The following is a 14301-nucleotide window of genomic DNA, read 5'->3' on the forward strand; positions in this document are numbered from 1 at the left end:
ATGGCCGGAGCAGCCCCGATGGTCAGCGACCTGCGCGACGAGAGCGATGAGCTCGACGTGCTGGTGGCGTCACTGCCGCCGCAGCAGTGGTCGCTGGCCACGCCCGCTGCGGGCTGGACGATCGCCCATCAGATCGCGCACCTGCTGTGGACCGACCGGGTGGCTCTGTTGTCGGTGACCGATGAGCCCGGCTTCGCGTCCGTCCTCACCGAGGCGTCGAAGAATCCGGCCGGCTTCGTCGACGCTGGTGCCGAAGAGCTCGCGGCGACCCCGCCGGCCGAGCTGCTCGTCGACTGGCGTGCGACCCGTACCGCACTGCACGATGCGCTGCTGACGGTGCCCGACGGCCGCAAGCTGCCGTGGTTCGGACCGCCGATGAGCGCGGCGTCGATGGCCACCGCACGGCTCATGGAGACCTGGGCGCACGGCCTGGACGTCGCCGACGCGCTCGGCGTGACACGCCCCCCGACGGCGCGGCTGCGGTCGATCGCCCACATCGGGGTGCGGACCCGGGATTTCGCGTACACCGTGCACGGTCTGACCCCGCCGCCGGAACCGTTCCACGTGAAACTATCCGCACCGCCCGGAGCCGACGAGCCCGAGTGGACGTGGGGACCCGAGGACGCCGCCCAACAGGTGACGGGCTCGGCGGAGCATTTCTGCATGCTCGTCACCCAGCGGCGGCCCCGGTCGGCGCTCGACATCGTCGCGGTCGGACCGGACGCGCAGAAGTGGCTGACGATCGCGCAGGCCTTCGCCGGACCGCCGGGAGCCGGTCGGGGCTGACGCCATGCGCGGTGCGGGTCACAGGTACTCGGCGGAGTCGGCGCCGCCGTCGCCGTCCGCATCGGTGAGCCGCACGTCCCATCTGCCGTCACCGTCGGTGTCCACCCACGCGTGCCGGGCGCCGATTGCCCGGTCGGCCACCCCGTCGCCGTCGGCGTCGGCCAGCCGCTCCGGCGTGCTGTCACCGTCGAGATCCACCGTCGTCGCGGTCGCGGGATGTTCGGCGCCGTCCAGGCCGAACCACCGCAGCGCCGCACCGCCGCGGTCGGCGGCCACCGTCCACGTGCCCATGCCGTCGTCGGTGAAGTAGGCCTCCGGAACACCGTCGCCGTCCAGATCGAGCACGGCGTGATCGGCGGTGCCGTCCCCGTCGAGGTCGGCCAACACGTCGTCGGTCAGACCGTCGTGGTCGAGGTCGAGTGCGACCGAATCGAGCAGACCGTCACCGTCGAGATCGCCGTCGGGGTCGACCGTCCACATGGCGGCCGAGCCGTCGGCGTCACCCAGGCAGTACTCCATACCTGATCAGACGCCGGTGCCGCCCTTCTCGTTCCACCACTTCAGTAGTTCGGCGACGGCCTCGTCGTGGTCGAGCGGACCGCGATCCAGTCTGAGCTCCTTGAGGTGGTTCCATGCCTGCCCCACCTCCGGGCCCGGCGGGATGCCGAGGATCTGCATGATCTCGTTGCCGTCGATGTCCGGACGCACCCGCGCCAGGTCCTCCTTGGCGGCCAGCTCGGCGATCCGCTGCTCCAGGTCGTCGTAGTTGGCCTGCAGCCGCGCCGCGCGGCGCTTGTTGCGGGTGGTGCAGTCGGCGCGCACCAGCTTGTGCAGCCGGCTCAGCAACGGTCCGGCGTCGGTGACGTAGCGGCGCACCGCCGAATCGGTCCAACGCCCGTCGCCGTATCCGTGGAACCGCAGATGCAGATACACCAGCTGGGATACGTCGGCGATCGTCTGCTTGGAGTACTTCAGCGCCCGCATCCGCTTGCGGGTCATCTTGGCGCCGACCACCTCGTGGTGGTGGAAGCTGACGCCGCCGTCGGGTTCGTGCCTGCGAGTCGCCGGCTTGCCGATGTCGTGCAGTAGCGCCGCCCAGCGCAGCACCAGGTCCGGACCGTCGGGCCCTTCCAAGTCGATCGCCTGCTTCAGCACGGTCAGCGAATGCTGGTAGACGTCCTTGTGCTGATGATGCTCGTCGATCGCCATCCGCATCGCGCCGACCTCGGGCAGCACCACCTCGCCGAGACCGGTCTGCACCATCAGGTCCACGCCGGCGACCGGGTCGGCGCCGAGCAGCAGCTTGTCGAGTTCGGCCGCCACGCGTTCGGCGGTGATGCGCCCCAGCGCAGGAGCCATCTCCTCGAGGGCCTGCCGCACCCTGGGCGCCACCTCGAAGCCGAGCTGCGACACGAACCGGGCCGCGCGCAGCATGCGTAACGGGTCGTCGCCGAACGACACCTCCGGTTCGGTGGGGGTGTCGAGCACCGCGCGGCGCAACGCGGCCAGCCCGTCGAGCGGATCCAGGAACTCGGCCGGACCGTCGGGGGTGATGCGGACCGCCATCGCGTTGACGGTGAAGTCGCGGCGCACCAGGTCGTCGGCGAGGTTGTCGCCGTAGCGCACCTCGGGATGGCGGGTCACCTGGTCATACGTGTCGGCCCGGAACGTGGTGATCTCGAGCCGGTCGCCGCGCTTGCCGACGCCGAGGGTGCCGAAGTCGATACCGGTGTCCCACAGCGCGTCACCCCAGCCGCGCAGGAAGGGCAGCATCTGGTCGGGCCGGGCGTCGGTGGTGAAGTCCAGATCGGAGCCGAGCCGGCCGAGCAGCGCGTCCCGCACGCTGCCCCCGACCAGATAGAGCTCGTGGCCGTGCTCGGCGAACAGCCGGCCCACCTCACGCAGCACCGCGGCGTGGGCGTTCAGCGCAACCTGCGCTGCCGCCAGCAGTTCAGCATCTGAGGTGGGGTCGGGCACGTCCGCTGAGCCTACTGGTCACGGCGATGTCACCGACCGGCGAGTGCGGCGAGAACCGCCGTTCATGCCAGCTACTATCGCTTGGGTGTCGGACGGCGAGCAGGCCAAACCACGACGGCGCCGCGGGCGCCGCCGGGGCCGACGCGCGGCAGGTCCTCCCGAAGCCGCATCCGAACAGAACCCCAATCGCCGCCTGCAGGGCTCCCCGGCCGCCGGGGCCGCCCAGCCCGGGCAGTCCCCCAAACCGCAGAAGACCAAGGTCCGACGCCCTCCGGAACGTCTGCGCACCGTGCATGAGACCTCGGCGGGGGGCCTGGTCATCGACGGCATCGACGGCCCCAAGGACCGGCAGGTGGCCGCGCTGATCGGCCGGACCGACCGGCGCGGCCGGATGTTGTGGTCTCTGCCCAAGGGCCACATCGAGATGGGCGAGACGGCCGAGCAGACCGCGATCCGCGAGGTCGCCGAGGAGACCGGCATCCAGGGCAGCGTGCTAGCCGCCCTCGGCAGCATCGACTACTGGTTCGTCACCGAGGGCCGCCGCGTACACAAAACCGTGCACCACTATCTGATGCGGTTCTCCGGCGGCGAGCTCTCCGACGAGGACGTCGAGGTCACCGAGGTGGCCTGGGTGCCGGTCAAGGACCTGCCGTCCCGGCTGGCCTACGCCGACGAGCGCCGGCTGGCCGAGGTCGCCGACGAACTGATCGACACACTGCACAACCACGGGCCGGGCGCGCTGCCGCCGCTGCCGCGCACCACGCCGCGCCGCCGCGGACAGACGCACTCCCACACCCGACGACAACGACCTGACCCCACCGCTCAACCCCAGCCCGGCCGGCGGACGAACGGCTGCGGTCAAGGGCCGTGACTCTGCGACGCCTGCTCGTCGCGCTCGTCGCGCTGCTCCTGGCCGTCGCGCCGGGCGCGGTCCTTCCCGTCGCGGCCGCCCAGCCCGCCTCGGCGCAGTTCCTGCGGGTGCAGATCGACTCCGTCTCCCCCGACGTCGTGACCACCACCAGTGACCCGATGGTGACCGTCACCGGCACCATCAGCAACATCGGGGACCGCGCCGTACGCGATGTTGTGGTCCGGCTGGAACGGGCGCCGGCGGCCGCGGCGTCCAGCACGCTGCGCACCGACCTGGCCGGAAACGTCGATCAGTACCAGCCGGTGGCCGACTTCGTCACCGCCGCACCGGAATTGACACGCGGTGATGAGGTCCCGTTCCGGCTCAGCTATCCGCTGCGCGCCACCGGGCAGCCGTCGCTGCGGGTCGAGCGCCCGGGCGTGTACCCGCTCATGGTCAACGTCAACGGCACCCCCGACTACGGGGCTCCGGCCCGGCTGGACGACTCGCGCTTCCTGTTGCCGGTGCTGGGCGTGCCGCCGGAGAGCGGTGGGGACTCCGCGGGTGACGCGGTGGACTCCGCGGTGCCGCCCGACACCACCCGGCCCGTCGGCCTCACCATGTTCTGGCCGTTGGCGGACCGGCCCCGGTTGGCGGCCGGAGCGCCCGGGGGCACCACCCCGGTGCGGCTGATCGACGACGAGCTCGCGGTGTCGCTGGCCCCCGGCGGACGCCTGGACACGCTGCTCGGCTCCATCGATTTCGCGACCAACCCCGAGGTCGATCCCGGCGGCAACGTCACGCGCGCCGCGTGCCTGGCCGTCGACCCCGACCTGCTGGTCACCGTCAACGCGATGACCGCCGGCTACGTCGTCAACGACGGCGCCGACGCCGGGCCGGGCACCCCCACCCACCCGGGCACCGGGCAACAGGCCGCGGTGGACTGGCTCAACCGGCTCAAAGCGCTCGCACAGCGGATGTGCATCACCTCGACCGTCTACGCGCAGGCCGACCTCGACGCGCTGCAGCGGGTCGCGGACCCCGGCCTGGCGTCGATCGCCACCACGGGCGCCGCCGCGATCGTCGACCAGATCCTCGGCGTCGTCTCGGCGCGCGGGGTCAGTCTCGTGGGTGACGGGGCGCTGACCGGCCCGGCGATCCAGCTGCTGTCGGAGAGGGGCCCGACCGTCGCGGTCGCGGCCGCCGACCTGATCGGTCCCGGCGAGACGAGCAGCACCGCCGAGACCGCGGCCACCGAACCCGTGCGCTACACCCCCAACGTGGTGGCCGCCCCGTTCGACCCCGCGGTGGGCGCCGCGCTCGCCGCGATGGGCCCGGCCCCGGAATCCCCGTCGTACCTGGATCCGTCGCTGGACGTGGCCGTCAAGCAGGACTCGGAGGTCGCTCGTCGCCAGGACGCGCTCGGAGCCATGCTGTGGCGCGTTCTGCGCCCTGACGTCACCCCCCGCGCCGAGGTGGTGATGCCGCCGCTGATGTGGAACGTGTCCCCCGCCGACGCGGAGGCCGTGCTGTCGACGGTGGCCACCGGCATCCGCGCCGGGCTGGCGGTGCCGCGCCCGCTGCCCGCGCTGGTCAACGACGCGAATGCGGCTGCCCGGGACGCGACGCCGCCGGCGGGCCCGCTGGGGAATCCGCGGGGACGATTCGACGACGGCGTGGTATCGGGGATCTCGGCCGCGACCGGACGGCTGTGGGGGTTCACCGCGGCGCTGAGTACCGACGAACGCACCGGGCTGACCGGCAACCAGTACACCGCGCCGCTGCGGGAGGATCTGCTGCGCGCGCTGAGCCTGTCGGTGCCGCCCGACGCACGCAGCGGGTTGGCCCAGCAGCGGCTGACCCGCGTCGGGCGCACGGTCGAGGATCTGTTCAAGGCGGTCACGATCGTCAATCCGGGCGGGTCGTACACGCTCGCCACCGAACGCAGCCCGATACCGCTGGCGCTGCGCAACAACCTGCCGGTGCCCATCCGGGTCCGGCTGGACATCGACGCCCCACCCGGCATGACGGTGACCGACCTGGGCGAGATCGTGCTGCCGCCGGGATTTCTGCCGCTGAAGGTGCCGATCGAGGTGCACTTCACCCAGCGGGTCGCCGTCGACGTCGCGTTGCGCACCGCCGACGGCCTGCCGCTGGGCGAACCGGTCCGGCTGTCGGTGCACTCCAATGCGTACGGCAAGGTGCTGTTCATCATCACGATGACCGGTGGCGCGGTGCTGGTATTACTCGTCGGACGGCGGCTGTGGCACCGGTTCCGCGGTCAACCCGACCGGGCCGACCTGGAGGCCGACCCCACCCGACCCGACCCGGTGGACGTGGCGCTGGCCTACGGCGACGAGGAACCCGCCGACGTGCGCACCGGCAGGCGCCGGGCCCGGACCTCGTCCGGCGGTGGCGATGCGTGACGCGCGGCCGCACCGCCCGCCCCCGCCGAGCCGTCCCGCCGACCGTCCGGAGCTGTCCGATGCGGCCGTGGTGTCGCGATCGTGGGGCATGGCGCTGGCCACGTTGGTCAGCCGGCTCACCGGGTTCGCGCGCATCGTGCTGCTCGCCGCGATCCTGGGCGCCGCGCTGTCGAGCGCGTTCACCGTTGCCAACCAGCTGCCCAACCTGATCGCGGCGCTGGTGCTGGAGGCGACGTTCACCGCGATCTTCGTTCCGGTGCTGGCCCGCGCCGAGCGCGATGACCCCGACGGCGGAACCGCATTCGTCCGACGGCTCCTCACGCTCGCGACGACACTGCTGTTGGTCGTCACGATCGTCTCCACGCTGGCGGCGCCGCTGCTGGTCGATCTGATGCTGGGCTCGGATCCGCTGGTGAACCGTCCCCTGACGACGGCGTTCGCATTCCTGCTGCTGCCCCAGATCATCTTCTACGGCCTGTCCTCGGTGTTCATGGCGATCCTGAACACCCGCAACATCTTCGGACCGCCGGCCTGGGCGCCGGTGGTCAACAACGTCGTTGCGATCGTCACGCTCGGCCTGTATGTGCTTGTCCCCGGCGAACTCTCGATCGACCCGGTCCAGATGGGCAACGCCAAGCTGCTGGTGCTCGGGATCGGCACCACCCTCGGTGTGGTCGCGCAGGCCGCCGTGCTGTTCGTGGCGCTGCGCCGGGAGCGGATCAGCCTGCGGCCGCTGTGGGGCATCGACGACCGGCTCAAGAAGTTCGGGATGATGGCGCTGGCGATGGTGCTGTATGTGCTCATCAGCCAGATCGGGTTGATCGTCGGCAACCAGGTGGCCAGCGGCGCCGCCGCGTCCGGACCGGCCATCTACAACTACACGTGGCTTGTGCTGCAGCTTCCGTTCGGCATCATCGGCGTCACGGTGCTGACCGTCGTGATGCCGCGACTGTCCCGCAACGCGGCCGCCGACGACGGCTCGGCCGTGCTCGCCGACCTGTCTCTGGCGACCCGGCTGACGATGCTCACGCTGATCCCGATCGTGGCGATGATGACCGTCGGCGGGCCCGCCATCGGCAGTGCGCTGTTCGCCTACGGCAACTTCGGCGCCGTCGACGCCGGCTACCTCGGCACGGCGATCACGCTCTCGGCGTTCACGTTGATCCCGTACGCGCTGGTGCTGCTGCAGCTGCGGGTGTTCTACGCCCGACAGGAACCGTGGACGCCGATCGCCCTGATCGTCGTCATCACCGTCGTCAAGATCGCCGCCTCGCTGGCCGCGCCGCACCTGACCGACGACCCCGAGCTCGTCGCCGGCTACCTGGGCCTGGCCAACGGGCTGGGGTTTCTGGCCGGCGCAACCGTCGGGCACGTGCTGCTGCGCGCGCGTCTCGATCCGCCGGGCGGGCGACTGATCAACACCGAGGTCATCCGCACCATCCTGGTCACCATCACCGCCTCCCTGGCCGCGGGCCTGCTCGCCCACACCGCGGACCGGCTGCTCGGTCTGGAGGACCTGACCGCGCACTGGGGTGCGGCCGGCTCGCTGCTGCGGCTGCTGGGCCTCGGCATGGTGATGGTGCCGATCATCATCGGGGTGATGCTCGCCGCCCGCGTCCCGGAGGCCCAGGCCGCACTCGCAGTGGTGCGCCGCCGGTTCGGACTGGGCGGAACGGGTAAGCCCACCGTGACCTCCGAGGCGCTCACGTACCCTGATCCCAGAAATCAATCCCCGTTACGCCGGCGTCAGCTTCCCAGGTCGGCCGCGCGGGGAACAGTGGCCGAGGCAGCCGACGACGGGAGGCGGAAAGGATTCGCGGTGAGCGACAAACCCACCGGCGGTTCCCCGACGGAGCACGATTCCCTGCCCGACTCCATGCACGACTCTTTGGCCACCACACGGATCAACCGGCCCTCCGCTGACGACTTCCAGCCCGACGTGCCGGAGTCGGTCGGCAGCGCCGCCGAGACCGTCGTCGAGCCGTCCCCCGGCGACGACGTCCACCTCATCCCCGGCGCAACGGTCGTCGACGGCCGCTACCGGCTGCTGGTGTTCCACGGTGGCCCGGCCACCCTGCAGTTCTGGCAGGCTCTGGACACCGCGCTGGACCGGCAGGTCGCGCTCACCTTCGTCGACCCCGACGGCACCCTGCCCCCACGGCAGGTGCAGGAGATCCTGGACCGCACCCAGCGGCTGAGCCGCATCGACATGCCCGGCGTCGCGCGCGTGCTGGACGTCGTCCACAACGGCGCCGGCGCTCTGGTGGTCTCGGAGTGGATCCGCGGCGGCTCACTGGCCGAGGTCGCCGACACCAATCCCTCCCCGATCGGCGGCGCCCGCGCCGTCCAGTCGCTGGCCGCCGCGGCTGAGGTTGCCCACCGCAACGGCGTGGCGCTGTCCATCGACCACCCCAGCCGGATCCGGGTCAGCATCGACGGCGACGTGGCACTCGCGTTTCCCGGGACCCTGCCCGACGCCTCCCCGGACGACGACATCCGCGGTATCGGCGCGTCGCTGTACGCGCTGCTGGTCGCCCGGTGGCCGTTGCCCGAGACCGGAGAGCCCAGCGGTCTGCAACCGGCCGACCTCGACGCCGCGGGCCATCCGGTCGAGCCCAAGACCGTCGACCGCGACATCCCGTTCCAGATCTCGGCGGCCGCCGCGCGGGCGGTCGAGAAGGACGGCGGTATCCGCAGCGCGCCCACGCTGCTGAACCTGCTCCAGCAGGCCACCGCGATCGCCGACCGCACCGACCACATCGCCCCGGTCGACGAGCCCACGCCCGAGGCCGGCGCCGGCGACTACGCCGCCGAACTCGACCCCGAGGCCGCGGCCCGGCGCCGCAAGGGCTTGATCGTGGGGCTCTCCATCGCCGGTGCCATCGCCGTCGTCGCGGTGATCCTGCTCGGCACCGCCCTCAGCCGCATCTTCGGTGACGTCGGCAGCGGACTCGGCGGTGACGAACTCGGGCTCAACGCACCGTCGGCGTCCAGCGATGACTCCTCCCCACCGACCCAGACCGGTTCGGTGGTCAAACCCACTGCGGTGACGGTGTTCTCGCCTGAAGGTGAGGCCGACGCCCCCGATCTGGCCGACCTGGCGATCGACGGGAACCCGGCGACGGTGTGGCCGATCGACACCTACTCCGACGCGGTGCCGTTCCCGAACTTCAAGAACGGTGTCGGGCTGATGCTGCAGCTTCCGGAGCCGACGAAGCTCGGCTCGGTCACCGTGAACCTGAACAGCACCGGAACCTCCGTACAGATCCGGTCCTCGTCGACGCCCACGCCGTCGTCGCTGGAGGCCACCACGGCGCTGACCGATCCGACCCCGCTCAAGCCGGGCTCGAACACCATCGAGATCTCCGACGCCGAGCCGACCTCCAACGTGCTGGTCTGGGTGTCGACCCTCGGGCAGGTCAACGGACAGAGCCGCTCAGACATCGCCGAGATCACGCTCAACGCCGCATCCTGACCTGGCCGGTACCGGCGAGCCCGCGTCCGTGGCGGCCGCCGAAACTGGTGTCCGGGCCCTCCCCCGGCGCCGATTACTGTTCGGCTGTGGGGATTTTCGGGGGCACGCCGGAGCCGACGAGGCGGCAGACCCGCTCGTCGCGCACCGACGCCGAACTGCTGACCGCCCATGTCGACGGTGACCGCTACGCGTTCGAGGAACTCTTCTACCGGCACCATCGGCAGCTCTACCGGCTGGCGCAGCTGACCAGCAGGGACCCCGATGACGCGGCCGACGCGCTGCAGGACGCGATGCTCGCCGCGCACCGCACCGCCCGCGCTTTCCGGCACGACTCGGCGGTCACCAGCTGGCTGTACCGCATCGTCGTCAACGCCTGTCTGGACCGGCTGCGGCGCAACAAGACTCGCGCCTGTGAGGAACTCGACGACCAGCTCTGCGGGGGCGTCGACCCGACCGGCGACGTCGACACCGCGATCGTCGTCGAGCGGGCGTTGATGCGGCTGCCGGTCGAGCAGCGGGCCGCCGTGGTCGCGGTGGACATGCAGGGTTACAGCGTCGCCGAGACCGCGCGCATGCTCGGGGTCGCCGAGGGCACCGTCAAGTCGCGTTGTTCGCGGGCGCGCTCCAAACTCGCCGGCTCGCTGTACTACTTCGCCGCCGCCGCGGAGTGAGGCCGGTCCGATAACCTCGAACGATCTGTCAGGCGAGGATTGACGGGGGCGGGATGGACGGCGGCGCTGGCCAGGATCCCGACGCCGCGCTGCGCCGGGCCCTGCAGCGGCTCGGCGACGACGCCGCCAGCGCTCCGGAGGTTCCCGCCGACGTGACCGCCCGCATCGGTGCGGCGCTGCGGGACGCCTCCCGCGCCGGCGCGCACACCGTGACCCGTCCGAAGCTGACCGGATGGCAGCGCGCGGCTCTGATCACCGGTGTGACGGCGCTGGCAGCCGGCGCCGTGCTGGGCGCGGTGATGATCGGCCGCGACTCCGAGCCGGCGTTTCCGGCGGGGCCGACCGCGTCGCCGATCACCGTCGCCGGGCTCGCCGACCGTTTCCCGCTGCCGGAAGCCGACCTGCTGCCCCTGCTGGGCTCCGCGCCGGAGCTCGGCCCGCTGACCGACCCTGTGCGCCGCGGCTCATGTCTGGCCGGACTCGGGTACTCCCCCACCCTCGACGTGCTCGGCGGACGGCAGCTGGAGGTGTCCGGCCTGCCGGCCGTCGTGCTGCTGCTGCCCGGCCCGGACCCGGCGCAGATGGCGGCGGTAGCCGTGCGGTTGACCTGCAGCGGCGCGCACACCGGGCTGCTCGCCGAGACGGTGGTCGCCCGCCCGTGAGCGCCGTCGGGAACACCCGGGCCTACCCTGTTGTTGAGAGAACGCGGTTGTTTACGCGGCTGCGGTTCCGGCCGCAGGCAGAAAGGCACGCATGAACTCCTCAGAGACCGTCCACGACGTCATCGTCATCGGGTCCGGCCCAGCCGGCTACACCGCGGCCGTCTACGCCGCCCGCGCCCAGCTGAATCCGCTGGTGTTCGAGGGCAGCCAGTTCGGCGGTGCGTTGATGACCACCACGGAGGTAGAGAACTACCCGGGCTTTCGGGACGGCATCACCGGACCGGAATTGATGGACCAGATGCGCGAGCAGGCCCTGCGCTTCGGCGCCGATCTGCACATGGAGGACGTCGAGGCCGTTGACCTGAGCGGCCCGGTGAAGTCGGTCACCGTCGGTGACGAGACGTATCGCGCCCGCGCGGTGATCCTGGCGATGGGCGCCGCGGCCCGCCACCTCGGGGTGCCGGGCGAGGAGGAGCTGATCGGCATGGGGGTGAGCACCTGCGCCACCTGCGACGGCTTCTTCTTTCGCGACCAGGACATCGCCGTGGTCGGTGGTGGGGACTCCGCGATGGAGGAGGCCATCTTCCTGACCCGGTTCGCCCGCAACGTGACTCTCATCCACCGCCGTGACGAGTTCCGCGCGTCCAAGATCATGCTCGAGCGTGCACAGGCCAACGAGAAGATCACCATCTTGACCAACACCCAGGTCACCGCGATCGAGGGCAACCCGAAGGTGAGCGGTATCCGGTTGCGCAACACCGTGACCGGTGAGGAGTCCACGCTGCCGGTGACCGGTGTCTTCGTGGCGGTCGGACACGACCCGCGTTCCGAGCTGGTGCGCGGTCAGGTCGAGCTCGACGACGGCGGTTACGTCAAAGTGCAGGGGCGCACCACCTACACGTCGGTCGAAGGTGTCTTCGCCGCAGGCGATCTCGTCGATCACACCTACCGCCAGGCGATCACGGCCGCCGGAAGTGGTTGTGCCGCTTCAATCGACGCAGAGCGTTGGCTGGCCGAGCACGCCCATCCGGGCGAAAGGACCTCCACCACAACCGATGACAGCGATCTGATAGGAGCCAAGCAGTGAGCGATTCCAACACGGTCACAGTGACTGACGATTCGTTCTCCGACGACGTACTGTCGAGCGGAACGCCGGTGCTGGTTGACTTCTGGGCCACCTGGTGCGGGCCGTGCAAGATGGTCGCGCCGGTGCTCGAGGAGATCGCTTCAGAGAAGGCCGGCGCCCTGACGGTCGCCAAGATCGATGTCGATGAAAATCCGGCCACGGCGCGGGATTTCCAGGTGGTGTCGATTCCGACGATGATCCTGTTCAAAGACGGCCAGCCGGTGAAGCGGATCGTCGGCGCCAAAGGCAAGGCGGCCCTGCTCCGCGAACTGGCTGAGCTCGACTAACTACCTTGGCGCACCGCGAATCGCGTTGCCGCGACTCGCCTGGGGTTTTCTCGAATCCGCAGTCGGTCTGAGACAATCTGGCTATGTCGAGTCTGCGTCGCGGTGACCGCGGGGGGGCGGTCGCCGAGATCCGGGCCGCTCTGGCCGCGCTCGGCATGGTCGCGAACAGCGACGACGAGGACCTCACCACCGGCAAGCACGTGGTCGCCGATATGTTCGACGACGACCTCGACCATGCCGTGCGCGCGTTCCAACAGCACCGCGGCCTGCTGGTCGACGGCATCGTCGGAGAGGCGACCTACCGCGCCCTCAAGGAAGCCTCCTACCGGCTCGGCGCCCGCACCCTCAATCACCAGTTCGGCGCCCCGATGTACGGCGACGACGTCGCCACCCTGCAGGCCCGCCTGCAGGATCTCGGGTTCTACACCGGCCTGGTCGACGGCCATTTCGGGCTGCAGACCCACAACGCGCTGTCGTCCTACCAGCGTGAGTACGGGCTCTACCCCGACGGCATCTGTGGCCCGGAAACGTTGCGCTCCTTGTACTTTCTGGGATCCCGCGTCACCGGCGGATCACCGCACGCGATCCGCGAGGAGGAGCTGGTGCGCCGCTCCGGCCCGCGGCTGTCGGGTAAGCGCATCATCGTCGACCCGGGCCGCGGTGGCGCCGACCACGGTCTGATCATGAACGGGCCCGCCGGTCCGATCAGCGAGGCGGACATCCTGTGGGACTTGGCCTCTCGCCTTGAGGGTCGCATGACGGCGATCGGCATCGAGACGTTCTTGTCCCGGCCGGCCAACGCTTCCCCGTCTGACGCCGAACGTGCCGCCACCGCCAACACCGTCGGCGCCGACATGATGATCAGCCTACGGTGTGCGACGCAGCCCAGCCCCGCGGCCAACGGCGTCGCCTCATTCCACTTCGGCAACTCGCATGGTTCGGTGTCCACGATCGGACGCAACCTCGCCGACTTCATTCAGCGGGAAGTGGTCGCGCGCACCGGATTACGTGACTGCCGGGTGCACGGGCGCACCTGGGACCTGCTGCGGCTGACCCGGATGCCCACCGTTCAGGTCGACGTCGGATACATCACCAATCCCGACGATCGCGCGAAGCTGGTGTCGCCGGCCTCGCGTGACGCACTGGCCGAGGGCATCCTTGCCGCGGTCAAACGGCTCTATCTGTTGGGCAAGAACGACCGTCCCACCGGCACTTTCACGTTCGCCGAGCTGCTGGCGCACGAACTCGCTGTCGAACAGTCCCGCCGCGCCTGACCCCGTCGGCTATCCGTAAAGGCCCGCACCCGCACCCACCGGTTGTTCGAGCTGCGCGCTTTCCAGCAGTCGCTCCAGCGCGGCTTCCACACCGGCCTTCCAGCCCAGGCCCTGCTCCAGCTCGAGCCGCAGCCGTGGGAAATAGATATGTGGTGAGACCACGACGAACCCCGCGTCCAGCAGCAGATCCGCGCTGAGCACACACTGGTCTACCGAGCAGTCTCCGAGCGCCTCCGTCACCGGACGGACATCGGGCGTCACGGTCTCCATCTCGGCCAGCTCGCCGACCTGGCTCGTCCGGCCGAACGCTTCGAGCGCGCGTACGCCGCGGCGAACGAGATCATTGACCACTGCCATCAACAGAGTGTGCGACAACTCAGCGGCGTCTTGGCCGGCCTCCACACCCAGCGTCGTCAGTAGCACCGCGTCCGCGCTGACCGGTCCGGTCGGGAATCGCGTCGCCCGGGGCACCGACCGGGGCGGCGCGTAGAACACGTAGCCGAGGCATGGATCGTCGTTCGGATCGTCGGCAACAGCCTCCCCCGCGTGCGCGGTCCGGTACTCAACGGCGAGCTGGCCGCACGACCCCCACTCGAGCATGACCATTGACAGCCACGCTTCCTTCTCGAACTCGGGGTCGGACAGCTGGTCGCCGCGTCCGACGATGCCGGGATCGACCTCCCAGTACACGCAGCGCCGCGCGTGCTTCGGCAACTGCTCGAACGCTTCGAGCCGAAGGGGCGTGATACGTGCGGCCACTAGACTCC

General features: G+C 70.6%; 12 protein-coding genes. 9 read left to right on the forward strand and 3 right to left on the reverse strand.

Translation table 11 applies throughout. The features are described from left to right. The gene (locus KXD97_RS07400; protein WP_260756105.1) at positions 1-786 is read left to right on the forward strand and encodes a TIGR03084 family metal-binding protein; all 786 of its coding nucleotides are present in this window, start codon (positions 1-3) and stop codon (positions 784-786) included. A gap of 18 nt (positions 787-804) precedes the next feature. Here KXD97_RS07400 and KXD97_RS07405 read toward each other — a convergent pair whose 3' ends face one another. Together KXD97_RS07405 and KXD97_RS07410 are read right to left on the reverse strand one after the other, a co-directional pair. Beyond that, on the reverse strand, positions 805-1305 hold the full coding sequence (locus tag KXD97_RS07405; RefSeq protein ID WP_260756106.1) for a pullulanase: 501 nt from the start codon (positions 1303-1305) through the stop codon (positions 805-807). A gap of 6 nt (positions 1306-1311) precedes the next feature. After that, positions 1312-2763: a CCA tRNA nucleotidyltransferase gene (locus KXD97_RS07410; protein ID WP_260756107.1), complete on the reverse strand. Its 1452-nt coding sequence runs from the start codon at positions 2761-2763 to the stop codon at positions 1312-1314. Between the two features lie 85 nt (positions 2764-2848). On the opposite strand from KXD97_RS07410, the gene KXD97_RS07415 reads away from it, so the two are divergent. The 8 genes from KXD97_RS07415 (at position 2849) to KXD97_RS07450 (ending at position 13534) form a co-directional block, all read left to right on the forward strand. Then, entirely contained in the window at positions 2849-3634 is a 786-nt protein-coding gene (locus tag KXD97_RS07415; RefSeq protein WP_260756108.1) for an NUDIX hydrolase, read from the forward strand. Next, entirely contained in the window at positions 3631-6039 is a 2409-nt protein-coding gene (locus KXD97_RS07420; protein WP_260756109.1) for a DUF6049 family protein, read from the forward strand. Before KXD97_RS07415 ends, KXD97_RS07420 begins: the two co-directional genes overlap by 4 nt. Further along, positions 6032-9514, forward strand: coding sequence for a murein biosynthesis integral membrane protein MurJ (murJ, locus tag KXD97_RS07425; RefSeq protein WP_260756110.1), 3483 nt, complete (start codon positions 6032-6034; stop codon positions 9512-9514). The genes KXD97_RS07420 and murJ overlap by 8 nt, the downstream gene beginning before the upstream one ends. Positions 9515-9600: 86 nt before the next feature. Continuing rightward, the gene (gene sigM / locus KXD97_RS07430) at positions 9601-10185 is read left to right on the forward strand and encodes an RNA polymerase sigma factor SigM (protein ID WP_260756111.1); all 585 of its coding nucleotides are present in this window, start codon (positions 9601-9603) and stop codon (positions 10183-10185) included. Between the two features lie 53 nt (positions 10186-10238). Further along, entirely contained in the window at positions 10239-10847 is a 609-nt protein-coding gene (locus KXD97_RS07435; protein ID WP_260756112.1) for a hypothetical protein, read from the forward strand. A 91-nt stretch (positions 10848-10938) separates the two neighbouring features. After that, on the forward strand, positions 10939-11934 hold the full coding sequence (gene trxB / locus KXD97_RS07440) for a thioredoxin-disulfide reductase (protein ID WP_260756113.1): 996 nt from the start codon (positions 10939-10941) through the stop codon (positions 11932-11934). Next, on the forward strand, positions 11931-12260 hold the full coding sequence (gene trxA / locus KXD97_RS07445; protein ID WP_260756114.1) for a thioredoxin: 330 nt from the start codon (positions 11931-11933) through the stop codon (positions 12258-12260). Before trxB ends, trxA begins: the two co-directional genes overlap by 4 nt. Positions 12261-12343: 83 nt before the next feature. Next, positions 12344-13534: an N-acetylmuramoyl-L-alanine amidase gene (locus tag KXD97_RS07450; RefSeq protein WP_260756115.1), complete on the forward strand. Its 1191-nt coding sequence runs from the start codon at positions 12344-12346 to the stop codon at positions 13532-13534. A gap of 9 nt (positions 13535-13543) precedes the next feature. On the opposite strand, the gene KXD97_RS07455 is transcribed toward KXD97_RS07450, so the two are convergent. Continuing rightward, the gene (locus tag KXD97_RS07455; protein ID WP_260756116.1) at positions 13544-14293 is read right to left on the reverse strand and encodes an acetyltransferase; all 750 of its coding nucleotides are present in this window, start codon (positions 14291-14293) and stop codon (positions 13544-13546) included. Positions 14294-14301 lie beyond the last annotated feature (8 nt).

The sequence above is a fragment of the Mycobacterium sp. SMC-8 genome (assembly GCF_025263565.1).
GTDB lineage: Bacteria > Actinomycetota > Actinomycetes > Mycobacteriales > Mycobacteriaceae > Mycobacterium.